Here is a 24,117-nt window from a genome sequence, read left to right as displayed (position 1 = left end):
CAGGGAGAGGGAGAAAACCGGGCAAGGGTTTAAGCGGAAATCTGCTCCATCGCCTGCAGGATACGTTTATCCGAAATCGGATACGGCGTACCGAGCTGCTGGGCAAAGAAGCTGACGCGCAGCTCCTCGATCATCCAGCGGATCGCCTGCACGTCTTCATCGTCGCGTCGCGCTGGCGGTAGCTTGTTGAGCCACTGCTGCCACGCCTGCTGCACGCTCTCCACTTTCAACATCTGCGCGCGATCGCGGTGCGGATCGACCGCCATTTTCTCCAGACGTTTTTCAATCGCCTGCAGATAGCGCAGCGTATCACCCAGACGGTTAAAGCCGTTGCCGGTGACAAAGCCGCGATAGACCAGTCCCGCCATCTGCGCCTTCACGTCCGAGAGCCCCAGCGCCATGGTCATATCCACGCGCCCCTTCAGGCGCTTGTTGATGTTGAACACGGCGGTGAGGATCTGCTCGACCTGTTTGGCAATCTCCACCACGGTGTCGTTCAGCTCCGCGCGCACCTTTTCATGAAGCTGAGCAAAGCCCTCTTCCGTCCAGACCGGACCGCCCTCCTCGTGGATGAGTTTGTCCACGCCGCAGGAAATGCAGTCGTCAATCAGATCCAGCACCTTGCCGTACGGGTTAAAGTAGAGCCCCAGCTTGGCCTTGTTCGGCAGCTTCTCGTGCAGATACTTGATCGGCGACGGGATGTTGAGCAGCAGCAGGCGACGCAGCCCGCGCCACATCATCTGCTGCTGTTCCTGCGGGTTATCAAACAGTTTGATCGCCACGCTGTCGCGCTCGTCCACCAGCGCAGGCCAGGCTTTCACCTTATAGTTGCCGCGCTTCTGCTCGTAGCTTTCCGGAAGTTGGCCAAAGCTCCAGATGTGCAGCCCGCTCTGCTCGATACCGTCGTCCGCCACCGCAGAGAGCGTCTCCTGGACTTTGCCTTTCAGCGCCTCTTTCAGCTCGCTCAGGGAACGCCCTTCCAGCAGCTTTTTGTTTTTATCGTCCACCACGCGGAAGCTGATTTTCAGGTGATCGGGCACCTGATCCCAGTTCCAGTCGTCGCGGTCGATGGTCGTCCCGGTCATGCGGCGGAATTCACGTTCCAGCGCGTCCAGCAGCGGCAGCTCCAGCGGCGTGACGCGGCCTAAAAACGCTTCCGCGTAGTTTGGCGCAGGCACAAAGTTGCGGCGCACCGGTTTCGGCAGGGATTTGATCAGCGCAATCACCAGCTCGCGGCGCAGGCCGGGGATTTGCCACTCGAACCCGCTCTCGTCCACCTGGTTTAACAGCGGCAGCGGAATGTGGACGGTTACGCCGTCCGCGTCTGCCCCCGGCTCAAACTGATAGGTCAGACGCAGCTTGAGGTTGCCCTGATGCCAGAAGTTCGGGTAGTCGAGCTTGCTGACCGACTCCGCCCCCTCTTTAATCAGCATGCTCTTTTCGAAGTTGAGCAGGTCCGGCGTCTCTTTGCTGGCCTTCTTCCACCAGCTGTCGAAGTGGCGGGCGGAAATCACATCGTGACTGATGCGCTGGTCGTAAAACTCAAACAGCGCCTCGTCGTCCACCAGAATGTCGCGGCGGCGGGACTTGTGCTCCAGCTCCTCCACTTCGGCGCGCAGCTTCAGGTTTTCACGGAAGAAGGCGTGGCGCGTCTGCCAGTCGCCCTCCACCAGCGCGTGGCGGATAAACAGCTCGCGACTGAGCGCAGGGTCAATCTGGCTGTAGTTGACCTTACGCGCGGCGACCACCGGCAGGCCGTAAACGGTCACTTTCTCGGTCGCCATCACCGCGCCCTGCGCGCGCTCCCAGTGCGGTTCACTGTACGAGCGCTTAAGCAGGTGCTGCGCCACCGGCTCCACCCATTCCGGATCGATACGTGCGGCAATGCGCCCCCACAGGCGGCTGGTTTCCACCAGCTCCGCAACCATGGTCCATTTCGGCGGCTTCCTGAACAAGCCGGAACCCGGGAAGATGGAGAAACGGGCGTTACGCGCGCCGGTATACTCCTGCTTTTCGGCGTCCTTCATCCCAATGTGGGACAGCAGGCCGGTCAGCAGCGCGATATGAATTTCGCGGTACTCCGCCGGTTCGCTGTTGACCGGAATGCCCAGCTCTTTCACCACCTGGCGCAGCTGGGTGTAGATATCCTGCCATTCGCGCACGCGCAGGTAGTTGAGGAAATCCACCCGGCACTGGCGGCGGAACTGGTTCGAGGAGAGCGTTTTCTGCTGCTCGCCGAGATAGTTCCACAGGTTCACGAAGGCGAGGAAATCGGACTCCTTGTCGTGGAAGCGACGGTGCTTTTCGTCCGACGCCTGCTGTTTGTCCATCGGACGCTCGCGCGGGTCCTGAATGGAGAGCGCCGAGGTAATGATCATCGCCTCGCGCACGCAGCCGTGCTTTTGCGCTTCCAGCACCATGCGTGCCAGACGCGGGTCGACCGGCAGCTGGCTGAGCTGGCGACCCAGCGGCGTCAGCTTGTAGACCGTCGCCTGCTCGTCGGTGGTAATCGCCCCGAGCTCTTCCAGCAGACGCACGCCGTCCTGAATGTTGCGTTTGTCCGGCGCTTCGACGAACGGGAACGCCGCGATGTCGCCCAGCCCCAGGGCGGTCATCTGCAGGATAACGGACGCCAGGTTGGTGCGCAGAATTTCGGGGTCGGTGAATTCCGGACGCGACAGGAAATCGTCTTCGGAATAGAGACGAATACAGATCCCTTCCGACACGCGGCCACAGCGGCCCTTACGCTGGTTAGCAGACGCCTGGGAGACCGACTCAATCGGCAGGCGCTGGACTTTAGTGCGGTAGCTGTAGCGGCTGATGCGCGCCGTACCCGGATCGATCACGTATTTAATGCCCGGCACGGTCAGCGAGGTTTCCGCGACGTTGGTCGCCAGGACGATGCGGCGTCCGCTGTGCGGCTGGAAGACACGGTTCTGCTCGCTGTTTGACAGACGCGCGTAAAGCGGCAGGATCTCCGTGTGGCGCAGGTCGCGCTTGCTGAGCGCATCGGCGGTATCGCGAATTTCGCGTTCGCCGCTCATGAAGATCAGAATGTCGCCCGCGCTTTCGTTACCCAGCTCGTCGACGGCATCGAAGATGGCCTGCAGCTGGTCGCGCTCGGTATCATCCGCCTCTTCCACAATCGGGCGATAGCGCACCTCGACCGGATAGGTACGACCAGAGACTTCGATAATCGGCGCATTGTTGAAGTGCTTCGAGAAGCGCTCCGGGTCGATGGTCGCGGAGGTGATGATTACTTTCAGATCCGGGCGACGCGGCAGAAGCTCTTTCAGGTAGCCGAGCAGGAAGTCGATGTTCAGGCTACGCTCGTGCGCTTCGTCAATGATGATGGTGTCATACTGCATCAGCAGGCGATCCTGCTGAATTTCCGCCAGCAGAATACCGTCGGTCATCAGCTTGACCATGGTGTTATCGCTAACGTGGTCGCTGAATCGCACCTTATAGCCGATGCAGCCGCCCGGCTCCGTCTGCAGCTCTTCGGCAATACGGTTCGCCACGGTACGTGCCGCCAGACGACGCGGCTGGGTGTGGCCAATCAGGCCTTTGATCCCGCGGCCCAGCTCCATACAGATTTTCGGCAGCTGGGTGGTTTTCCCCGAACCGGTTTCCCCCGCGACAATCACCACCTGGTGGTCGCGTACGGCCTCGAGAATGTCCTGTTTCTTCTGGCTGACGGGCAGGTTTTCCGGGTAGGTAATCGCCGGACGTGCGGCTTCGCGCAGCACAACTTTCCCTGCCGCCTGTTCAATCTCTTTCGCCATCTCCTGGTAAATGGCCTGTTGTGCATCAGGATTTTTAACCTTCTTCACACCGTGCAGGCGGCGGGCAAAGCGCTGTTTATCGCGCAGCGTCAGAGAATCAAGCTGTTGCAGGAGCATCGGGAAGGTGAATTTTTGTTGTTCTGTCATAGCGTTAAAGGGCAGTACACGCCCTGATAAACTCTCTTTTTAATGATTGCTATAGAGTACCACATCGGCGCCTTTCGCGCCTTATTCAAAAAATTCGAACATAGGCTTCGATATATTGCGCTATCTCTGTGGCAGGATTGTGAATAGAGTGTCAACAAGCAACGGGGCAACCCCCTTCAATCAAATGCAACAACAGGAATCACCCATGAGCAAAGTATTAGTTTTGAAATCCAGTATTCTGGCAGGGTACTCTCAGTCTGGTCAGCTGTCTGATTACTTCGTTGAACAGTGGCGTGAACAGCATTCTGCTGACGAAATCACCGTGCGTGACCTGGCTGCAAACCCAATTCCTGTGCTGGACGGTGAGCTGGTTGGCGCGCTGCGCCCAAGCGATGCACCGCTGTCTCCGCGTCAGCAGGAAGCGCTGGCCCTGTCCGACGAACTGATTGCTGAGTTGCAGGCGCACGACGTTATCGTCATCAACGCCCCAATGTACAACTTCAACATCCCAACCCAGCTGAAGAACTACTTCGACCTGGTAGCGCGCGCTGGCGTAACCTTCCGTTACACCGAGAACGGCCCGGAAGGTCTGGTGAAAGGTAAACGTGCGATCGTCCTGACCAGCCGCGGTGGCATCCATAAAGATACCCCAACCGACCTGGTTGCGCCGTACCTGAGCCTGTTCCTGGGCTTCATCGGCATCACTGACGTGAACTTCGTGTTCGCGGAAGGTATCGCTTACGGTCCGGAGGTGGCGACCAAAGCGCAGACCGACGCGAAAGCCGCAATTGACAGCCTGGTTGCAGCGTAAGACTTCACCCTCTCACCGCCCGGTGGGAGGGTTTTTCTTTTCCCCACTTTTCGTTATCATCCGCTCCCACTCTCCAGCCGGGCGGCCTGATGTCTGTAATCGTCGATAACTTTATTGCCCCACCTTGTCTCGATGAGATCGAAATTCTCTGGCAGGACGAGCATCTGCTGCTGATCGATAAGCCTTCCGGCCTGCTCAGCCTCTCGGGCAAAAATCCGCAAAACCTTGATTCCGTCCATTATCGTCTGGTTCAGACGTTCCCCGGCTGCACGCTGGTGCACCGTCTGGATTTTGGCACGTCCGGGCTGATGGTGGTTGCGCGCAATAAAGCCATCAACGCGGTGCTGTGCCAGCAGTTCAGCCAGCGCAGCGTGGAGAAAACCTACAGCGCCCTGCTTTGCGGCCATGTGGAAAATGACGAAGGTGTAATCGATGCGCCGATTGCCAAAGACCCAGCTCTGTTCCCGCTGATGTCGATCTGCGCCATCACCGGTAAACCCGCCCGCTCCCGCTATCGGGTTGTGGAACGGTTTTATCAGAGGACGGGGCTGCCGTTAACGCGGGTGAAACTGATCCCGGAGACCGGGCGAACCCATCAGCTGCGTATTCACTGCCAGCAGCTGGGGCACCCTATTCTGGGCTGCGATCTGTATGGCGGTCTTGACGTGCCGGGCGCTGAAGAAACGCCCCGGCTGATGCTGCATGCCAGCGAGCTGAATTTTATTCATCCCGTGAGCGGCGAGCCGGTTAACGCCCGTCACGCCGCCCCGTTCTGAATGCGGTTTACCACATCAAATCGTCAGGGATTTTGAAGTCCGCGTACGGATCGTCTTCGTCCTGCTCTTCCTGGCTGAGCGCGCTGTTTAACACGATGCTGTCGGCATCGCGCTGGGCAATTTTATCGGCCACCACTGCCGGAATGATCGCGTAGTCGCAGTCACCGTTAGCATTGAGCACCAGGCGCGCAATCGCCAGACGGCCATTGATCAGCTGGGTCTGCGTTTGCTTATCGACTTCAATCTTTTTAATCAGCGTACCGTCGGTAAAGTTAAAGGTGATGTTGCCTTTCGCCACGGTGATGCGGTTCATCTCAATCAGCTGCTTCACCTGCGCTTTAAACTCTTTCGCCAGTACCGCCTGCTTCTGCTGCTCGCTCAACAGCTTGTCACGCTCGATCTGCGCCTTCTTGTTCTCTTCGACCGCTTCACGGGCCTCACGCGCCTGAACGCGTGATTTCTTTGCCGTACGCTGCACTTTCGCCGCTTTCTTGCTGCTGACGAGGCCCGCTTTCAGCATCTGCTCTTGTAAGGTGAGTTTTGTCATGATTGTTCTAAACCGGTTGGAAATTTTGGGGATTATAGCGGGAATTGAGGAAAGAGTGCGACATTAGCAGAATCGTAGGCCGGGTAAGCGCAGCGACACCTCGCGCATTACACTTCATGAACTTCGCTCATGTTGCAGTGAAATTAAGTCACTTCCCCTGCGCCGCGGGCTCAGGCATAAATTATGCATTGGTAACTTCTTAGCAACATGAACTTAGGATGCATAACCACAATGAGCAAAGCTTTCACATATAACCTTAAGCGCAGTTGCTTCGATGAGAATTACAACCCGTCAGAAAATACGCGTACGACCACTAACTTTGCCAACCTGGCCCGCGGGGAAAAACGTCAGGAGAACCTGCGCAATACGCTGGTGATGATCAACAACCGCTTCAACGCCTTAGTGCGCTGGGATAACCCAACCGCCGATCGCTACGCGGTAGAGCTTGAAATCATCTCTGTCGATTTGAACATTGGCGCGGAAAAACCGTTCCCGGCCATTGAGATATTGCAAACGTATATTGTCGACAAGAAAAACAACCAGCGTATTCCTGGCATCGTCGGGAATAACTTCTCGTCTTACGTGCGGGATTATGATTTCAGCGTCCTGCTGCTGGAGCACAACAAGAACCAGCACCACTTCAGCATTCCGGAAAAGTTTGGCGAGCTGCACGGCAATATCTTCCACCACTTTGTGAACTCACCGGAATACAAAGAGAACTTTAGAAAGGGACCGGTGATCTGCCTGAGTGTCTCCAGCAAAGATACCTATCGCCGCACCGGTAATCAGCACCCCGTGCTGGGCGTTGAGTACCAGCCGGATGGCGAATCGCTTACGGAGCAGTACTTCGCGAAGATGGGCCTGAGCGTGCGCTACTTCATGCCGGAACACAGCGTGGCGCCGTTCGCGTTCTTCTTTACCGGCGATTTGCTGAGCGACTACACCGATCTCGAACTGATCGCCACCATCAGCACGATGGAGACGTTCCAGAAGATCTATCGCCCGGAAATTTATAACGCCAACTCGGCGGCCGGACTGTGCTACCGACCGGATCTGAACCAGCAGGATCACTCCTTAACCAAAATTGTGTATGACCGGGAAGAGCGAAGCCGTCTGGCGATTGAACAGGGTCGATTTACCGAAGAGTACTTCATTAAGCCTTACAAACACATTCTTGAGCAGTGGTCTGATAACTACACGCTTTAATACATCAAAAAAGGTCTTTTATTATGAAAACATTGCTCCCGACTTCAACGGCTGGCAGCCTGCCTAAGCCGACCTGGCTTGCGCAACCTGAAACGCTATGGTCACCCTGGAAATTGCAGGATCAGGAACTGCTGGCAGGCAAGCAGGATGCGCTGCGCCTGTCTCTGGATGAGCAGATCCGTGCGGGAATCGATATCGTCAGCGACGGGGAACAGACCCGCCAGCATTTCGTCACCACCTTTATTGAACACCTGAGCGGCGTCGATTTTGAGAACCGCCAGACGGTGCGCATTCGTAACCGCTATGACGCAAGCGTGCCGACCGTGGTCTCCGCCGTCGCGCGCCAGAAACCGGTCTTCGTCGACGATGCAAAGTACCTGCGCCAGCTCACGGACAAGCCGATCAAATGGGCCCTGCCGGGGCCGATGACCATGATCGACACCCTGTACGACGCGCACTATAAAAGCCGAGAAAAGCTGGCCTGGGAATTCGCCAAAATCCTCAATCAGGAAGCGCGAGAGCTAGAGGCCGCAGGCGTGGATATTATCCAGTTTGATGAACCGGCGTTTAACGTCTTTTTTGATGAGGTCAACGACTGGGGTATTGCCGCGCTGGAGCGCGCCATTGAAGGGCTGAAGTGCGAGACCGCGGTACACATCTGCTACGGCTACGGCATCAAGGCCAATACCGACTGGAAAAAGACGCTCGGATCCGAGTGGCGCCAGTACGAAGAGGCCTTCCCTAAGCTGCAGACCTCTAACATCGACATCATCTCTCTGGAGTGCCACAACTCCCGCGTGCCGATGGATCTGCTGGAGCTGATCCGCGGCAAGAAAGTGATGGTTGGCGCGATTGATGTGGCAACCAACACGGTTGAAACGCCGGAGGAAGTGGCCGATACGCTGCGCAAAGCGCTGCAGTTCGTTGATGCCGACAAGCTTTACCCTTCCACCAACTGCGGCATGGCCCCTCTCTCCCGCCAGGTTGCTAACGGCAAGCTGAAAGCACTTAGCGCTGGCGCAGAGATTATCCGCAAAGAGCTTGGCGTGTAATCCCCTTACGTTTGCCAGTACGGCGGCGTACCAAAGCGCTCGACGTAATAATCAATTACCGCCCTGACGTTCAGGGGCGGATGTCGGGCATCAGGATAGATCGCCGCAATAGCCTGCTGTTCCGTATTGATGGCACACTCCAGCGCGGGCAGGAGCGAAATCAGCTCACCGCGCTGGAGCTGTTCACTCACCAGCCAGTCCGGGAACAGCACAATCCCCATCCCGCCCAGCGCCGCAGCGAGTAACGCCTCAGCATTATTGGAGGTCATCAATGGCGTCACGGGATAGTGTATCCACGCCTCGCCCTTCCTGCGAAAGAGCCAGCGGTTTGGCCCTGACGATCCGCGATAGACAAGACAGTGATGACGGTTCAGATCGTCCGGTCCTTCAGGTGCACCATGTTTACGCACGTAGTCCGGCGACGCGGCCAGATGATAAACCTGCTGCCCGAACACTCGCGCATGAAACGAGGAGTCCGTCAGCACGCCAATCCGAAATATAACATCCGCCGCATCCCGATGGGGGTCGATAAAATCATCGGTCAGCGTCAGCTCTACGCTCAGGCGGGGATAGCGTTCCGACAGGCCGGGAAGTCCTGGGGCTATGTGCTTCTGGCCGAAAAACACCGGTCCGTTAATGCGGATCGCACCGGACGGTTCCACCGCACGCGCGTCCAGCTCCCGGCGCGCCTCTTCCAGATTTTCCGCCATTGACCGAGCGTAGCGAACAAACAGATGACCGCTTTCCGTGGGAATGACGGCCCGCGTATTGCGATAGAAAAGCTGCTGCCCGAGCGCGTCCTCAAGCTGGTGGATCACGCGCGATATCTGCGAGGCCGATATCCCCTGCCGCCGCGCCACGACGGAGAAGTTCTGCGCTTCATACACATCGATAAAGATCAGCAGCGCGCGAATGTTGATGTTGCTGGCGTCAACCATTAATGCATTTCTCGCAAAGGTGTTTCCAGCATTATGGCATTTTTCTCATTGAACAACCCACGTAATCTTCTCCGCCTGAAAACGGAGGAAGAAAATGCAGTTTGTTTTGATTTTACTGGTGATTGCCGGCGGGATGGGCCTCTCCGTCGAGGCGGGCCTGCTGGGACCGCTGGGGGGAAAGGTCGGGGATTTATGGGCGACGTTCAGCATTTTTGGCGTTGGCGCCGCGCTGACGTTTCTGCTGATGCTGTTTTTCAGCCCGCGCAACAGCCCGTCGTTTTTCGGACAGCCCGGCTGGCAGCTGCTCGGTGGCGTGCTCGGGCCGGTGTACGTGGTCATCCTGACCGTGGCGACACCCGCCATCGGCATCGCCATGACTATGATTGGCATTCTGGCCGGCCAAGTCTTTAAAAGCCTGATCATTGACCATTATGGTCTGCTGGGTTCGCCGCACAGGAAGATAAACGCGAAGCGCATTATTGCACTGGGGTTCATTATTGCGGCACTGGTTCTGGTGGCACAGGGGTAAACGTATGACACTGATTATGATTCTTCTGGCCGTCTGCGGCGGCGCAACGCTGAGCATTCAGGCCGCCATTAACGGACAGCTCGGCAGCAGCGTGGGTGTTTTTAAAAGCGCGTTTCTGACGTTTTCCGTCGGCGCGCTGGTGACCGCCCTGCTCATTTTCTTCTTTGAACCGAAGCAGGCAGTCACGCTGCTGGACGTGCCAAAATGGCAGCTCCTCGGGGCAATGTTCGGCGTGCCTTATATTGTGATTATGGTCGTGGCGGTGCAGCGCATCGGCACCGCCGTCGCCACGGTGGCGGTGATCTTTGGCCAACTCGCCATGAGCATGCTGATTGATCACTTTGGTTGGCTGGGTAATCCCGCCATTTCGTTTTCAACGAGTCGTCTGGGGGCGGTAGTCTGCCTGGGGATTGCGCTTGTCTTTATTTACTCGGGTAGTAAAACCCGTTCTGCCGGGGCATGACATCACACCTTGCGGACACTGCGTAGACACGAAACAGTTCCCTCGCCCCTTTGGGGAGAGGGTTAGGGTGAGGGGGAACATACGGCTGTGGTGGTCATTCCGTTCACTTTATGTTCCTTGCTACTCTGTAACGACATGACCTGTGAACGTGCCAGGGTGGCTCAATCGCCACCACCCTGGCGACCCGGGCTCCCGGCGGTAAATCGCCGCTTCGCGGTCCCTTCGGCTTATTCCTTCCGGCTTATCGGGGACGGGCGGAGGTAACATCCCTGTAAAGCCCGCCCTCTCGGCGCATCCCTGCGCCTCGCCCCGGCCTGCAGGAAACGCCTCAGCGATTTACAGCCGGACCAGGTCATCGCTGCAAAATAATCATGTCATTTAAAAAATCCGAATCGCTTCTGGTTACAAATTGAGTGGGGATCCCTTATCCCTTGGTGAAAAACAGCGTCACCGTGGCGACGGTGACGCCCAGTTTCTTCATCTCGGTTTTATTAAACAGGTGCGTCTCATCCTGCAGGTACATCCAGTCGTCAAAGTTCAGCAGCCAGGTGCTGCCGTTGGCCTTCACGTTCATGCTGTAATGCCAGTTGAACGCGTTGCCTGCGGCCTGCCCCGTCGCTACCCCTTCGATATCCCCCGCCGTGCCCTCATAGCGATCGGTCCCCAGGCGCCGGATATGCCAGACCCGCTGCTGCTTCTCACCGTCGTCGTAAACAAAATGTTCGTTGAGCGTCAGCGTATCGCCGACAACGTCTCCGGCAATCTCAACGTGAAAACGTCGGATCTGCTTGCCGCTGCGATCCTGCACCATCCCCAACGCTTCGGTTTTTCCCTGGAAGTAATGGAAAATATCAAGCCGCGGCTGCTGCTGACGGTACTCGGACACCTCCGTGCTACAGCCCGCCAGCAGCATCGTCAATGCCAGTACCATCATCAGGAAACGTTTCATTTTTGGCCTCCGACTAACTGCTGACGCAGCTCAGGATATTGCGTACGGGGAGCCAGCCAGATGGCCAGAAAGCGGGTACTGAACGCTTCTGACTGGCGTGGTCCCAGGGGAATAAAGGTTTTCTGAAGGACCGGATCGCGGTACCAGAACTGCCCCTGCTGGTCATCAAGGACAAACGCCAGCTGTGAGCCCGGTCGAACATCCGGCCACAGCGTCCGGAGCATCCGCAGCCAGGCTTCGCTTTGCGGTTCCTGCGCCAGGATCCCCTGCGCCTGCCACTGGTCGCGGGTCGCCTCAACCAGCTCATCGCGATCGATGTCGCGCGCATAGGTAATTATCAGCGCCTGATCCTGGTTCTCCCGACCGTAACGCCCGTCCGGTGTACGCAACTGGGAGGTGTAGACGGTGAACGGCCCCCAGGTGAGCGTGGCATCGCCCACCTTACGCCACGCCAGCCAGTCGGCGGCCTGGGCCGCGGGCATGGCGATGAGCCAAAGCAGCAAAATCGCAGCTCTCATTTTTGTCTCCCCATCAGCAGGTGGAAAAACAGCATCAACACCAGCCAGCCCGGCGCCATCCAGCTGACGACGATAAAGGTCGGCTTCAGAAATGTGATGGCATCCAGCCGCTCGCCAATCAGGTACGCCACCGGGCCTCCCAGGGCGGCCAGCAGGGTCAGCAGCCAGCCGGGCAACGTGGTGGTGCGCGTAAGCTGCGTCCAGACGGTGGCGAACATTAGCCACAATGCCACCATCCATAGCGGCATCAGGGAGTCGCCCGTGAAGGCTATCAGTCCCGTCAGCGCCCAGAGCGTATCCAGCAAACTGCCCGCCGCGGCCAGCCCAATGGCGTAAAAACGGTATACAGACGGCAAGAGCAGGCATGCCAGGATCGCCAGCGCGAGCCAGATAATCAGGCCCTTTTCGCGAAAGAGCACCACCAGCGCCCAGTAAAGATCGAACGCGACGGCCAGCAGAAAGACCTGAAGATATCGTTTCATACTCGCTCGGCGGTCAGCTGCACCACGCTGATGGTGCGGGCGTTAAACCCGGCTTCGCAGTAGCCAAAGTAGTACAGCCACATGCGGCGAAACCGCTCATCAAAGCCGAGCTTTTCAATCTCCTGCCAGGCGTGGACAAAGCGCTGCCGCCAGTGGGCCAGCGTGCGGGCGTAGTCGGGACCCATGTCGAACAGATTGCGTACCACGAAATCGGTGTGGCGCGTCATCAGCTCGTTCATCGCCGTAATGCTCGGCAGGAAGCCGCCGGGGAAAATATAGCGCTGGATAAAATCGACGCTTTTGCTGTAGTCGCGATAGCGCTGATCCTGAATAGTGATGGCCTGAATCGCCATGCGACCTCCCGGGCGCAGCCGCGCCTGGCAGGTACGGAAGAACGTGGGCAGATAGCGCTGCCCGACGGCTTCGATCATCTCTATCGAGACCAGCTTGTCGTACTGTCCGGTGAGGTCGCGATAGTCGCAGAGCAGCACCTCGACCCGATCCTGCAGCCCGGCGCGGGCGATCCGCTCGGTCGCCCAGACGTATTGCTCCTGCGATAGCGTGGTGGTGGTCACCCGACAGCCATAATGACGGGCCGCGTATTCCGCCATCGCGCCCCAGCCGGTGCCAATTTCCAGCAGATGGTCACCCGGGTTTAGCACCAGCTGTTCACACAGGCGCGCCATTTTGGCCTGCTGAGCCGCAGTGAGATCCTGCTCGTCAGCGGTAAACAGCGCGCTGGAATAGAGCAGCTCCTTATCCAGAAAATGGGCGTAGAAGGTGTTACCCAGATCGTAATGAGCGGCAATATTTTCACGCGCCTGCGCGCGGGAGTTCCGCCGCGTCCAGTGGCGTAGCCGCTCCAGCGGCCTGCCGAACAGACGGAACCCGTTTTCGAGACGACCAAGCACCTCGCCGTTGAGCGCCAGAAGTTCCAGTAGCGGCGTGAGGTGCGCGGTTTCCCATTCGCCGTCCATCCAGGCTTCTGCCGCGGCAAGGCTCCCGCCCGTTAAGACGCGCCAGTAAACGCCGGGCGTAAGGATCTGCACGTCAGCATGCAGCGCGGAGGATGTCTCGCCAAAATGAAAGGTCTGTGCCCCTTCACGCAGCGTGAGCGAGCCGCCGCGAATGCCGCTTAACAGACGAAAAAGCAGCCAGCGCGCAAGGCGCACGTTGCGCGGGATATCGGGTTCTAACGCAAAGACGGGATCGGTCATGAGCGTTCACTCCTGCTGACGGGATGGTTATACAGCGGCACGCGCTTGAGCCACAGGCGCAGCGCCTGCCAGTAAATGGCGAAAACGGTTTTCAGGGTCATAAGCGGGATACGCAGGAGCAGCGAACGCAGCGCGGGGTGCGTCAGAGGCTCCCGGCGCAGCGCAAGCGTGGCGTCGAACACCTTCGCCTCCTGATGATTTTCAATGTGCATATGCAGCGTGTTATCCGGGTCGTTGAAGCGCCAGTGGTAGATCATGTCCATCGGGTTGAAGGGAGAAACGTGAAACGCTTTTTTCGTGGGCTGGGCATGTTGCCCGTCGACCGCGTAATAATGACGCTCGTTCCACGGCGTGTTGCGGACCTCCGCCAGCACCCAGCGCAGGGTACCCTTCCCGTCATAGCAGTAGTAAAAGTTGACCGGATTGAAATGGAACCCGAAATAGCGCAACTGCGTCAGGAGCATGACCCGACCGTCCGGACGTTCCCCGGTCAGGCTCTCCAGCCTGCTCAGCACGTTCTCTTTAAGCGGCGTGCCGAGCGGGTAGTCCGCGTCGTGGAACGAGGCGGCGGCAAAGCGATTGCGCCGTACGCCGACGGACGCAAGCAGCGGCAGCTCATCGAGATCCAGCCAGGCCATAAAGACGCTGTAGCGAAACTCATGGGTTTTCGGCTGCAGGCGGCGGTGGCGTAAGATGCCGTGGTAAAGGCAGCTGTTCATCTCAGTTCCCCTCTCCGGCCGCTATCGCATTGACCACGTCCAGCGCGCTGCGCACGCCGTCCTCATGAAAACCGTTGTACCAGTAGGCCCCGCAGAACCAGCTCCGCCGGTGGCCGTTGATCTCGCCGCGCCGTGCCTGCGCCCGCCAGCTTTGCGGGTTAAACAGCGGATGTTCATAGACGAAGCGTTGCAGAACGAAGCGTTCATCCACCGGCGCGTCCGGGTTCAGGGTGACGCAGAACAGCGGACTGCCCGCAGGCAGCCCCTGCAGGATGTTCATGTTGTAGGTGACGCAGGCGCTGGCCTGCGCCTGCTCGCTCAGGCGGTAGTTCCAGCTGGCCCAGGCGCGCGGCCGCACAGGCAGCCAGCGCGGATCGCTGTGTAAAACGACCTCGTTGCGCTGCCAGCCGATGTCACCCAGCACCTCGCGCTCTGCGGTGGTCGGGTCGTCAAGCATGGCCAGCGCCTGAGCGGAGTGGCAGGCAAATATCACCTGATCGAAGGTATGGCTGCCGTTTTCGAGCTGGAGCGTGACCCCGCGCTCGTGGCGGCTCACCCGCTGAACCGGCGAATTGAGATGCAGCGTCAGCCGATCCCCCAATTTGTCCCGCATCGCGCGGATATACTCCCGCGAGCCGCCCGGCACCACGTACCACTGCGGGCGATGAGTGATATCAAGCAGACCGTGGTTTTGGAAGAAACGTAAAAAGAGCGGCAGCGGGAAGCGCGTCATCTCCTGCAGCGACGATGACCAGATGGCGGCCCCCATCGGCAGAATGTAGTGGCGCGCAAAAAACGGCGTAAAGCCGTGCTGGTCCAGAAACGTCTGCAGCGTGGCGTTCGGATCCACCTCCCCGTCCAGCGCCGCTTTCGCCAGGCGGTTAAAGCGAACGATCTCACCCAGCAGCCGCCAGAATGCCGGATTCACCAGGTTTCGACGCTGGGCAAACAGCGATGTCAGGGTGTGTCCGTTGTACTCAAACCCCGTCGCGGGGTCGTGCACCGAAAAGCTCATCTGCGTTTTTTGCCCGCTGATGCCCAGCTCGCTGAGCAGGCCCATAAAACGCGGATAGGTGCGATCGTTATAGACGATAAACCCGGTATCGATCGCGTATGTGCCCTGTGGCGTTGTCACGTCAACCGTTGCGGTATGGCCGCCCGGCGTGGCGCCTGCTTCAAAAAGGGTCACCTGATGGTGCCCGGCCAGGCGCCAGGCGCAGGTCAGCCCGGCGATGCCGCTGCCGATAATCGCAATGTTCATGAACGCACCATCCTGCGCAGCAGCGCGCGCTGAAGAAACGCAGGCAGCCCGGAGAGCAGCCGCAAAATGAAGCCAAACCCGTCAGGAAACGCAATGTGCATTTTCCCAGCCGCCAGTCCGATACGGATCGCCTTCACCGCCTCGTCGACGGTCACCCTGCCCGGCATGGCAAAATCGTTTTTTTGCGTCAGGGGCGTATCGACAAAGCCCGGAGAGACAACCGTGACGGCAATCCCTTTTGGCTCCCAGTCCAGGCGCAAACTCTCGGCAAACCAGCTCAGCGCCGCTTTGGACGCGCCGTAGGCCTCTGCGCGGGGAAAAGGCAGCCAGTGAGCCATCGAACTCACCAGCACCACGCGGTTACCGGCAACCAGCTGCGGCTGGAGCGCCTCGAGGCAGTTCACCGGGCCAAGGAAATTGGTCGCCATCACCCGCTCCACCAGCGCCGCATCCACCACTCCACCGTCGAGGTATTCGCAGGTACCGGCGCAGAGAATAATCAGGTCGGCGTAGCTGCCGGTCAGCGCCTGGCGACAGGCGTCCCTGTCCGTCATATCGAACAGGCGAACGGTGAGATTGGGGCAGGTCTGATGCAGCGCTTCCAGACGCGCCGGGTCGCGCCCGCAGGCAATCACATGGTAGCCGTCAGCGGAAAAGGATTTTGCCAGCCCGGCGCCAATCCCCGAGCTTGCGCCGGTAATCAGCACCGTCTTCATGATTTGACCCTCCGCTTCACGCCGCGAACCGCCCAGCCAAGCAGAGGAAGATGTTCGTAGATCATCTCTCCCGCATCGTAGTAGTCCCGCTGGTGCGTGATGAGATCGTTTTCCGTCTGCACCACTGAACATCCGGGCAGGTCGAGCGGTTCGCCTCCGGCAATGCGCGGATGCGACCAGTGCATCACCCAGGTGACAACAAACCGGTTCCCGCTGCACAGCGGCGGATCGATAGAAAAACGGCAGTTCTCGACGTTGGCCAGCAGATGGGTGAAATAGCGCTGAAGCGCAAAAATACCGTTGTGCTCACCAAACGGATCGATAAGCGTGGCATTCGAATGATAAAGCCCCGCAAGCGCGGACGGCGGCTGGCTATCCAGTGCGGCGTAGTACTCGACAAACCGACTCACGACAGAGGGCAAAGTGCTCATGGGTCACATCCTGGCTGTAAACAACGTGGCGTAATCGCATAATTAAAACTTACACAATTAACGTTATTTGTCAAAGTTTGTGCAGATTTATTTTTTATTACCTATCAATATCAACAACTTGATAACTCAATCGTTTGATGGTTTTGTAGGCCGGGTAAGGCGTAGCCGCCACCCGGCTTTCACTTTCAGGATATCCTTAAGGCAAATTCGTCGGTCTTCTTCCAGGCTTATCCTTTTTATTCAAAAGGATGCCCGTATGAAACGTTTCTTCCTCTCCCTTTTCTCAAGCCCGGAATCCTTACTGCAGGTGATGAGTCAGCAGGAAATTATTGAAGCCGTGGAAGATGGCGATCGCATCATTATCGACCAGGACGGGAACGCCTCGGTGAACTACAAGAGCAACGAGGTGAGGCAGGATTTTCTGCGTCACGTCAACACGCTGAAGAGGGCCTGATATGGGAACGGCGATATTTATGGTGCTGATGGTCTGCGGGTACTGGTACACCAGCCGCGACCTGTCGACCCGCTTTAAAATCAAGCGTTCCTTCGGCTGGGATGTCTATTTTCTCGTTGCACTTTACGGCTGTATTTTCGTTCTGCAGGGCGTGATTGCCACCGGTCTGCTCTGGCTACTCTTGCTCGCCCTTTCCGCCGCCAACAACGCTTTTCACTTTGCCTCACCGAAATACACCGACTGGCAAATCGACTTTATGAACTGGAGCTTTTTAGGCATTCAGGCGCCGGTGGTCGTGATGCTGGCGTTTGCCATCCTGTTTTGCCTCTACCGCTCTAACTGGGCAGGCAGCGCCAGGCTGGACGGCGAGAGCCGGAAAAAGCTCTACAAACGGCTGGCGCAGTCGAGCGGTATTGAACAGCTGCTGTACCAGTGTATGGAGCAAGGCGAGCTGGCGCAGGTCACACTCCGCTCGAGGCGGATATACGTGGGTATGATCCACACCGCGACGCTGGAATATGAAAAAACGGCCAATATCGTGCTGATCCCAATGTTGAGCGGGTACAGAGACGCGAAGACGATGAACTTTCGCATCGAGAATAATTACAGCAGGTGGTATGCGGAGCATGACATCACGCTCGACTCGGAACCCCGCAGCGCCATGTCATTCCGCAAAGTGATTTTACTCAATCAAATTGAGAGCATCTCGCTGTTCGATCCCGCCAGCGCCAGCGCGCTGTCGCTGGCACAGCATGACACGCTGTCTAAAGAGGCATCCCCATAATCCTGAGTATGCTCTGCTGTGAGGCGGTTTCGAAAAGGACGCTCTTAACGCAGAGCATGCCCTGCTTCTGGTAGAACCGGTACGCTCCCGCGTTCTGCTCAAGCACTTCCAGCCAGAGATAGTCTTTCCCCCTGCTCCGGGCCATGTCTGCGATGTTGTTGAACATCACCTGACCATAGTTCTTGCCGGTTGCGGCGGGATCAAGGTAGAGCTTGTTGAGGAGAACACCCTTCTTGTCCGTTTCTGGAAGCATGGCTTCCCAGGTCACTTTCATGAATCCCACTGGCCGATCGGTCTCTGCAACATACCAGGAAACCGCGTTATCTTTCAGGCTCTGTTCAACTACAGAACGCGCGTACTCTCCGTGCAGAAAATCCTTCATCTCTGCCTCTGACACCCACAGATGCTGAAAATGGGCGGGATAGATGCGATATCCCAGCTCGCTTAACAGCGTTGAATCGGCCCCGGTGGCCTGTCGAATTCGAAGAGACATGGAGGGTATCCTTACTAACCGCTTTAGGTGTGATGCCGTGCGAAACGAGAAAGACAAAACAGTTACATTCTTGCCGCATATATTATTGCGGTGAACGACGTTAAGTACAGCCCGCGTGTTATGGATCTCGCCCGACACACCAAAACGGGTGGGTGAAAACCCTCACCAGATCGCGCTAGTCTGCCTGTGTTGAGTGGATGACCAGGACTAGCGATTAGAACGTATGGAAATTATTTTGATGCGGCATGGAGAACCCCATTACAGGGGGGCGCCAAGGGTCTCGTGCAGGGAAATGACCGAATGGATCGACAGCTATAACCTCTCTTCGACGGGCAGCGACAGGCCGCCTGAAAGGGCTCAAATTCAGGCGTACCGCGCGCTCACGTTTCTCAGCAGCCCTCTCCCGCGAGCCCTTTCATCGTTGAAAACGCTGGGGTGTGAACCGGGTTTAATTGATGAGGTTTTTCGGGAAGCAGAGCTGCCGGTGTTCCGTATTCCGGGGTTACGGCTATCGCCTTTTTACTGGGCAGCGCTGTTTCGCGTTCTTTGGCTCTGCGGCCTGTCTGGCGAGGCAGAGTGCGTGAGCGTCGCAAAAAAACGAGCCGTTAAGGCGGCAGAAATCCTGGTGAATGTCGCGAAGGACTCTGACGGCCCCGTCTTGCTCATGGGGCACGGAATGATCAATCGGTTTATTGCGAAGGAACTGATCGCATCAGGCTGGAAAGAACAGACTTCCCCGGGTACCGGTTACTGGGGAGCGGGGGTTTACAGCCTTGCGTAAGGGCACATACTGACACCGAGGATTTTTTCATCCTCGGTGCCTGGGTCATAGCGTCTGGCCAAGGATAACGCGATCGAACAGACGGTCTCCCAGCCAGAGACGCATGCGGATGAGCATCTTTGCATACTTGCCGGCTGCATAGCGTGTACGCGGATGAGGGCTTTTAACGGCGCGGGCAACCACGTCCGCAATCACCTTCGGGTCGCTGCCTCTGCCATTCCCGTATGCATTTTTGACCGATTTAGCCACCTTCTCCACGAGGCGAGCGTAAGGGCCATTTGCTGAACGTTTAACTATATTGCCGCTGACCACATCACCAAAGCCTGTCTCGATTAAACCCGGTTCAACAATCACAACCTTAATGCCAAATTCAGCCACTTCAAGACGCAGACAGTCAGACCATCCCTCAAGCGCATGTTTCGTTGCGTGATACCAGGCTCCCAGAAGGGTGTAAATCTTACCCCCCATAGAGGTGATATTAATAATGTAACCGCTGCGTCTGGCACGCATGGCCGGGATCAGCAGTTGCGTAAGGCGGGCCGCACCAAACACGTTAACCTCAAACTGATAGCGAGCTTCTTCAATGCCGATCTCTTCTACCGGTCCATAGAGCCCAAAACCCGCGTTGTTGACCAGTACGTCAACCCCACCTGTCTGCGACATGATGGTATTCACTGCAGCCAAAATGTCTTCATCACGTGAGATATCCATCCGCAGAGGGTATGCGCCAAGCTGGGCGAGATCGTGCATTTTCTCAACGCTACGGGCAGCAGCGTAAACCTGATAGCCATCCTGAATAAGACGACGGGCGATGGCTTTGCCCATACCTGACGATGCACCGGTGACCAGCGCAGTTTTTTTGTCCTGAGTAAACATAGATACCTCGATGAGTAGACTGTGGCTAGTTTGCTCTCCCTCGACCTCATGTTAACTAGCGTATCGCGCCATGTGACTCGCAAACTGCGCCATCAGAGCGATACATACGCACGTGTTTACTCAAGACGCATGGCTGTCCTGGCCGCTTCTGGAGTCTGGCCCGTCCAGGTCATAAATGCGCGATAGAATGAGTTAGGATCTTCGAAACCCAGCAAAAACGCGATCTCATACCCGGAAAGACGCGTATTGCGAAGATAATGACGGGCCAGGTGTTCACGACACGCGTTGACAAGGTTGCGAAAGTTTTCCCCTTCCTGCTCAAGCCTGCGCTGCAGCGTGCGTTTACTCATTCCCAGACGCTCCGCCGCTTTTTCAATAGTCGCTTCGTTACCGGGAATAAGTTCCAGGAGTACCGCTCGTACGCGCTCGGCGGTTGAAGCCCGTTCATTTAACTGACCGAGACGACGCTGCAGTTCCGGTTCAAATACCTGCCACATCCCCTCATTGACCGTTAAAAAGGGTCGAAGCGCATCGGCTGCGGAAAAGCTGATGGCGGGCTGTTCTCCGTATTGCACGTCAGCACCAAAGAAACGCGAAAAGTGGCTGTTCTGAACCAATGACGGTAGCGCAGAAACGCAGATCCGTAAGGGGTTAACCGGTTCGCGAGTTCCCAGCCGCAGAAGCTTGAGCAGGAAGCCCAGCTCTGCCACCTGGAGAAACGGCGGAATAGTTGTCGCAAAAAGCCAACGCGGTGAGACGGTAAGGTTGCCGTTTTGGTCGACCGTTGTCTCCAGAACCATGGGAGCAATAAGCTGTTTATATCTGGCCAGACGCTGGACAGCCTGCATCATATTGCTGCTACACAGTGCGGCAAAAAGGGGCGGGTCAAACACATCCGCAGAGATCAACTCAATGAGCGGGACGGGAAAGGCAGGATCGTTCGTTTCAGCCTCCAGCGCGTTCCAGAAGCGAATGTATTCATTCGTATCGAGTCCGCGCGCTTTTTGCAAAAAGAGATCGTCAGGTAATCCTGCCCTGCGGAGAATGCGTTCTGGCTCAAGCCCCGCGTCTTTCAGCAGCGTTTTCCAGCTTATATCGAGAGCGAAAGTACGGTTAGAAGCCATTTGCTCATTCCCGGTTGAAGGTTATGTAACGCTTAGCGTTATTGTTCATCGACGGATGAACGGGCGCTATGCAGTATGGTTGGCTGGCAGGTCACCGGGAAATTCAGTGAGTTAGCAATAAAGCACAGCTCATGCGCGCGGTGATGAAGTGCCACAGCGCGATCGATATCATCCCCTGGGCGAAGCGTGATTTGAGGCTTCAGGACAATAGAGGTGAAACACCCCTTTTCTCCTTCGCACATCGTTCCCTCCGCCCGGTCAATATAGGTATAAACGCTTATCCCCGCTTCCGCGCAAAGATGCAAATACCATAATTTGTGACAGGCAGAGGCTGACGCGACAAGAAGATCTTCAGGATTCCAGCATGATGCATCCCCCAGAAATGCAGGGTCTGATGAACCTGAAATCGGAGATTTATCACCCGCCGTGATGTCATAAAGACGATCGTAGGCTTTATAGGATTCCGTCCCCCGACCTTTGTTCCCTTTCCACTCGACCTTAACCTGATAATGATGCTCACGATGGCTCATCTTGATGCTCCCGATAATGATATCCGATGGATTTTGCTGGCGATATTTGTTCGCAATCACCTGTCTCGACGTAAGCTATCAGATGGTATACCATTATTCCATCTTTTCAGGAGAAACAGTATGCAACTTAACGCCCTTTCGACCCCGGACGTGCTCGCCAGTGAATTAAGAAAGATGATAAACAGCGGTCGTCTGCGTGATGGAGAGAGGCTTGTTGAAAGGGATCTTGCCAGTCATTTTTCTGTCAGCCGAATCCCAATGAGAGAAGCAATCAGGCAGCTTGAACGCGATGGGCTGGTGGAAATTTTCAGGAACCGCGGCGCTGTTGTCAGAACGCTTTCTGTTGATGATCTGGATGAGATTTACTCCCTGCGTGCCTTACTGGAAGGGGAAGCCGTCTTTCAAAGCGTGAAAAACCTGAGCTCTGATACGCTGGCGAGGGCCGAACTGACGCATACGCTTCTCGCCAGAACGACTGAATTTGACATGCAGGGCACACTTAACCGGGAGTTCCACGATCTTGTCTACAGTGGGTGCAAAAACCAACGCCTGCTGAGGCTGATTAATGATACCCGCAATCAGATAGAGCGGTATGAATACCTTCAGCGAAAGCTCCTTTCAGCAACACCGGTTTTTCAGGATGACCATGCAGGTATCCTTACAGCCTGCAGGGAACGGGATGCCGGGAATGCACGAGCTGAAGTCATGCGACATATTCTCAGTGCCGGAGAAATGCTTAAAACGTTTATCAGTCGTCGCGACGAAGGTTAAGGGGAAATCCCGTTAACCCGGCTAATGCCCGCTTCAACGGAGTGATGACATCATCCGTCTCCATGCCCATTTGCGCATGAATAATGGCACCGTCAATGAGCAGCATGATTTCATTGACGACGCGCTCATCCGCGATCTTCGTCAGCGACGCAATAATATTCTTTGTTTCGATTTTATGATCGCGACATATCTCTTTTATTTCGCTTTCAATATCTTCCGATTTTGCCTCAGCGCTGGCATTAATAAATGCGCAGCCGTGGAACTCAGGCGAAATAAACCATTCGTAAAGCGTTGCCGATATCGCATCAGAAGGTATTTCACCTTCATCAAGATGTCGACGCAGCGTGGATTCAAACCAGCCAATCCATATTTCGTGCCGATAGTGCAAATAGGCGAGAATAAGTAAACTTTTACTCGGAAAATGGCGATAAAACGTCACCTTGGTCACCTTCGATGCTTTAATCAGCGTATCCACACCCGTCGCCCTGAAGCCTGTGGAATAAAACAGATCGTGCGCCGTAAGTAATATCTTATCTCTGACGCTGATTTTGGTATCGTTGCCTGCGGATTCTGTTTTCACTTTTTGGTAGCCTCAAAACGGATGTTGACAGCGTTATTTTACAGGCATAGATTACCGCATGTAGACAGACCTGTCTACATAATATAACACTGAGGTAATCGCCATGAACACACGTCCTCCTTTACCGCCCTTCACGCGTGAAAGCGCCATCGAAAAAGTCAGACTGGCAGAAGATGGCTGGAACAGTCGCGACCCGGCGAAGGTCGCGCTGGCCTATACGCTGGATACCCAATGGCGCAACCGCGCGGAGTTCGCCACTAACCGTGAAGAAGCCCGGGCGTTTCTGGAGCGGAAATGGAAAAAAGAGCTGGACTATCGTCTGATTAAAGAGCTCTGGGCATTTACGGATAACCGCATCGCGGTGCGCTATGCTTATGAATGGCATGATGATTCCGGCAACTGGTTCCGCTCGTATGGCAATGAAAACTGGGAGTTTGAGCCGGACGGGTTGATGAAGCGACGCTTTGCCTGCGTAAACGATATGCCAATAAAAGAATCCGAGCGGCTGTTCCACTGGCCGCTGGGCAGACGCCCGGACGATCACCCTTCGCTGAGCGATCTTGGCTTATAGGATTTTCGCATCACTCCGGGCCGCCCCGGAGTGGTGAATTTACAGTGCGCCCAGCTGTTTCATCAGCGTCAGGTTGTCCTCAATATGCCAGTTAGCCGCAATCTTGCCGTCAGCGATCTCATAAATATCCGTGGCGATAAAATCTATTTTCTGCCCCTTTCCCTTCAGCTTGCCAAATGTCCCGGTGAAGGTGCCGTGAAAATGTAAATGCGAGACCACGCGATTGCCTGAAATAATCATTTGCTCAACGTCGCAGCGTAAATCAGGCACGGCTGTACGAAACGCACGGGAGGCTAAAATAGCGCCTTCGGGACCTTGCTTACGACCTTCCGGAGGCGTTTTATCGATGAAATTCACTGCCAGCGCATCACGCGCCAGGGACTCTTCTCCCGTATTCCAGAACGTTGCATATTCTCTGGCAACGGCTTCATTCGCCCTTAATTGCGCCTGGGGCAGGCTCTTATCAACAATAAGCTGTTTCGGTGGAAGCCATTCCAGCTGCGCCGAAAATGCGGTGCCGGACAGACCGGCAAGAATAAGCATCGCCACAGCTGGACGAAAACACGTCGTATATTTCATGATATTTCTCAATAGAGTATTACATTA

General features: G+C 56.4%; 28 protein-coding genes. 11 read left to right on the top strand and 17 right to left on the bottom strand.

Annotated elements, in window-relative coordinates; translation table 11 throughout:
* Positions 1-29: 29 nt before the first annotated feature.
* The gene (hrpA, locus tag P349_RS18900; protein WP_032647069.1) at positions 30-3,932 is read right to left on the bottom strand and encodes an ATP-dependent RNA helicase HrpA; all 3,903 of its coding nucleotides are present in this window, start codon (positions 3,930-3,932) and stop codon (positions 30-32) included.
* Positions 3,933-4,137: 205 nt separating this feature from the next.
* Here hrpA and azoR point away from each other — a divergent pair, with 205 nt between their 5' ends.
* Positions 4,138-4,743 (top strand): FMN-dependent NADH-azoreductase, encoded by a 606-nt coding sequence (azoR, locus tag P349_RS18905; protein WP_008502313.1) that lies wholly within the window; start codon positions 4,138-4,140, stop codon positions 4,741-4,743.
* Positions 4,744-4,832: 89 nt separating this feature from the next.
* Positions 4,833-5,519, top strand: a complete 687-nt coding sequence (locus P349_RS18910; RefSeq protein WP_032647067.1) for an RluA family pseudouridine synthase — start codon at positions 4,833-4,835, stop codon at positions 5,517-5,519.
* Between the two features lie 7 nt (positions 5,520-5,526).
* On the opposite strand, the gene P349_RS18915 is transcribed toward P349_RS18910, so the two are convergent.
* Complete coding sequence (locus P349_RS18915) at positions 5,527-6,066, bottom strand: DUF2058 domain-containing protein (RefSeq protein ID WP_008502315.1); 540 nt, start codon at positions 6,064-6,066, stop codon at positions 5,527-5,529.
* Positions 6,067-6,297: 231 nt separating this feature from the next.
* On the opposite strand from P349_RS18915, the gene P349_RS18920 reads away from it, so the two are divergent.
* Together P349_RS18920 and P349_RS18925 are read left to right on the top strand one after the other, a co-directional pair.
* Positions 6,298-7,272, top strand: a complete 975-nt coding sequence (locus P349_RS18920; protein WP_032647065.1) for a DUF1852 domain-containing protein — start codon at positions 6,298-6,300, stop codon at positions 7,270-7,272.
* Positions 7,273-7,295: 23 nt separating this feature from the next.
* On the top strand, positions 7,296-8,324 hold the full coding sequence (locus tag P349_RS18925) for a methionine synthase (RefSeq protein WP_032647064.1): 1,029 nt from the start codon (positions 7,296-7,298) through the stop codon (positions 8,322-8,324).
* A gap of 5 nt (positions 8,325-8,329) precedes the next feature.
* Here the strand turns inward: P349_RS18925 and P349_RS18930 are convergent, their stop codons facing one another.
* The gene (locus P349_RS18930) at positions 8,330-9,262 is read right to left on the bottom strand and encodes a LysR family transcriptional regulator (protein WP_032647062.1); all 933 of its coding nucleotides are present in this window, start codon (positions 9,260-9,262) and stop codon (positions 8,330-8,332) included.
* Between the two features lie 94 nt (positions 9,263-9,356).
* Here P349_RS18930 and P349_RS18935 point away from each other — a divergent pair, with 94 nt between their 5' ends.
* Together P349_RS18935 and P349_RS18940 are read left to right on the top strand one after the other, a co-directional pair.
* A complete protein-coding gene (locus P349_RS18935; RefSeq protein WP_032647059.1) occupies positions 9,357-9,791 on the top strand; it encodes a DMT family transporter in 435 nt (144 codons plus the stop codon).
* A gap of 4 nt (positions 9,792-9,795) precedes the next feature.
* On the top strand, positions 9,796-10,254 hold the full coding sequence (locus P349_RS18940) for a DMT family transporter (RefSeq protein WP_032647057.1): 459 nt from the start codon (positions 9,796-9,798) through the stop codon (positions 10,252-10,254).
* 424 nt (positions 10,255-10,678) lie between these two features.
* On the opposite strand, the gene P349_RS18945 is transcribed toward P349_RS18940, so the two are convergent.
* From P349_RS18945 to P349_RS18980, 8 genes are read right to left on the bottom strand one after another with little or no spacing between them, the layout of a single operon-like run.
* The gene (locus P349_RS18945) at positions 10,679-11,203 is read right to left on the bottom strand and encodes a DUF3833 domain-containing protein (RefSeq protein ID WP_032647055.1); all 525 of its coding nucleotides are present in this window, start codon (positions 11,201-11,203) and stop codon (positions 10,679-10,681) included.
* Positions 11,200-11,721: a hypothetical protein gene (locus P349_RS18950; protein ID WP_032647052.1), complete on the bottom strand. Its 522-nt coding sequence runs from the start codon at positions 11,719-11,721 to the stop codon at positions 11,200-11,202. Before P349_RS18950 ends, P349_RS18945 begins: the two co-directional genes overlap by 4 nt.
* Positions 11,718-12,203, bottom strand: coding sequence for a DUF2878 domain-containing protein (locus tag P349_RS18955; RefSeq protein WP_032647050.1), 486 nt, complete (start codon positions 12,201-12,203; stop codon positions 11,718-11,720). The genes P349_RS18950 and P349_RS18955 overlap by 4 nt, the downstream gene beginning before the upstream one ends.
* Positions 12,200-13,420 carry an SAM-dependent methyltransferase gene (locus P349_RS18960; RefSeq protein WP_032647049.1) on the bottom strand — a complete coding sequence of 407 codons (1,221 nt, stop codon included), beginning with the start codon at positions 13,418-13,420 and terminating at the stop codon, positions 12,200-12,202. Before P349_RS18960 ends, P349_RS18955 begins: the two co-directional genes overlap by 4 nt.
* The gene (locus P349_RS18965) at positions 13,417-14,139 is read right to left on the bottom strand and encodes a DUF1365 domain-containing protein (RefSeq protein WP_032647047.1); all 723 of its coding nucleotides are present in this window, start codon (positions 14,137-14,139) and stop codon (positions 13,417-13,419) included. The genes P349_RS18960 and P349_RS18965 overlap by 4 nt, the downstream gene beginning before the upstream one ends.
* Position 14,140: 1 nt before the next feature.
* A complete protein-coding gene (locus P349_RS18970) occupies positions 14,141-15,400 on the bottom strand; it encodes an NAD(P)/FAD-dependent oxidoreductase (RefSeq protein ID WP_032647044.1) in 1,260 nt (419 codons plus the stop codon).
* Entirely contained in the window at positions 15,397-16,116 is a 720-nt protein-coding gene (locus P349_RS18975; protein ID WP_032647042.1) for an SDR family NAD(P)-dependent oxidoreductase, read from the bottom strand. Before P349_RS18975 ends, P349_RS18970 begins: the two co-directional genes overlap by 4 nt.
* On the bottom strand, positions 16,113-16,547 hold the full coding sequence (locus tag P349_RS18980) for a nuclear transport factor 2 family protein (protein WP_024908362.1): 435 nt from the start codon (positions 16,545-16,547) through the stop codon (positions 16,113-16,115). The genes P349_RS18975 and P349_RS18980 overlap by 4 nt, the downstream gene beginning before the upstream one ends.
* A 256-nt stretch (positions 16,548-16,803) precedes the next feature.
* Here P349_RS18980 and P349_RS18985 point away from each other — a divergent pair, with 256 nt between their 5' ends.
* A complete protein-coding gene (locus P349_RS18985) occupies positions 16,804-17,001 on the top strand; it encodes a hypothetical protein (RefSeq protein ID WP_024908361.1) in 198 nt (65 codons plus the stop codon).
* Between the two features lies 1 nt (position 17,002).
* Positions 17,003-17,785 carry a hypothetical protein gene (locus P349_RS18990; RefSeq protein WP_024908360.1) on the top strand — a complete coding sequence of 261 codons (783 nt, stop codon included), beginning with the start codon at positions 17,003-17,005 and terminating at the stop codon, positions 17,783-17,785.
* On the opposite strand, the gene P349_RS18995 is transcribed toward P349_RS18990, so the two are convergent.
* The gene (locus P349_RS18995) at positions 17,766-18,278 is read right to left on the bottom strand and encodes a GNAT family N-acetyltransferase (RefSeq protein WP_032647040.1); all 513 of its coding nucleotides are present in this window, start codon (positions 18,276-18,278) and stop codon (positions 17,766-17,768) included. The genes P349_RS18990 and P349_RS18995 overlap by 20 nt on opposite strands.
* 238 nt (positions 18,279-18,516) lie before the next feature.
* On the opposite strand from P349_RS18995, the gene P349_RS19000 reads away from it, so the two are divergent.
* Positions 18,517-19,059: a phosphoglycerate mutase family protein gene (locus P349_RS19000; protein WP_024908358.1), complete on the top strand. Its 543-nt coding sequence runs from the start codon at positions 18,517-18,519 to the stop codon at positions 19,057-19,059.
* Positions 19,060-19,104: 45 nt separating this feature from the next.
* Here the strand turns inward: P349_RS19000 and P349_RS19005 are convergent, their stop codons facing one another.
* The 3 genes from P349_RS19005 to P349_RS19015 all read right to left on the bottom strand — a co-directional run bounded on the left by P349_RS19005 (position 19,105) and on the right by P349_RS19015 (position 21,589).
* Positions 19,105-19,935: an oxidoreductase gene (locus P349_RS19005; RefSeq protein WP_032647039.1), complete on the bottom strand. Its 831-nt coding sequence runs from the start codon at positions 19,933-19,935 to the stop codon at positions 19,105-19,107.
* A 116-nt stretch (positions 19,936-20,051) separates the two neighbouring features.
* Positions 20,052-21,059, bottom strand: a complete 1,008-nt coding sequence (locus P349_RS19010; protein WP_032647036.1) for an AraC family transcriptional regulator — start codon at positions 21,057-21,059, stop codon at positions 20,052-20,054.
* Between the two features lie 38 nt (positions 21,060-21,097).
* Positions 21,098-21,589 carry an OsmC family protein gene (locus P349_RS19015; protein WP_032647823.1) on the bottom strand — a complete coding sequence of 164 codons (492 nt, stop codon included), beginning with the start codon at positions 21,587-21,589 and terminating at the stop codon, positions 21,098-21,100.
* Between the two features lie 120 nt (positions 21,590-21,709).
* On the opposite strand from P349_RS19015, the gene P349_RS19020 reads away from it, so the two are divergent.
* Positions 21,710-22,360, top strand: a complete 651-nt coding sequence (locus tag P349_RS19020) for a GntR family transcriptional regulator (RefSeq protein WP_032647034.1) — start codon at positions 21,710-21,712, stop codon at positions 22,358-22,360.
* On the opposite strand, the gene P349_RS19025 is transcribed toward P349_RS19020, so the two are convergent.
* Positions 22,338-22,940, bottom strand: coding sequence for a TetR/AcrR family transcriptional regulator (locus tag P349_RS19025; protein ID WP_032647032.1), 603 nt, complete (start codon positions 22,938-22,940; stop codon positions 22,338-22,340). The genes P349_RS19020 and P349_RS19025 overlap by 23 nt on opposite strands.
* Positions 22,941-23,043: 103 nt before the next feature.
* Here P349_RS19025 and P349_RS19030 point away from each other — a divergent pair, with 103 nt between their 5' ends.
* Positions 23,044-23,511 carry a nuclear transport factor 2 family protein gene (locus tag P349_RS19030; RefSeq protein ID WP_032645324.1) on the top strand — a complete coding sequence of 156 codons (468 nt, stop codon included), beginning with the start codon at positions 23,044-23,046 and terminating at the stop codon, positions 23,509-23,511.
* Positions 23,512-23,550: 39 nt separating this feature from the next.
* Here the strand turns inward: P349_RS19030 and P349_RS19035 are convergent, their stop codons facing one another.
* Entirely contained in the window at positions 23,551-24,090 is a 540-nt protein-coding gene (locus tag P349_RS19035) for an ester cyclase (protein WP_032647031.1), read from the bottom strand.
* Positions 24,091-24,117 lie beyond the last annotated feature (27 nt).

The sequence above is a fragment of the Enterobacter sp. DC4 genome (assembly GCF_000568095.1).
GTDB lineage: Bacteria > Pseudomonadota > Gammaproteobacteria > Enterobacterales > Enterobacteriaceae > Enterobacter > Enterobacter pseudoroggenkampii.
This window is presented reverse-complemented; position numbering and strand designations above follow the sequence as displayed.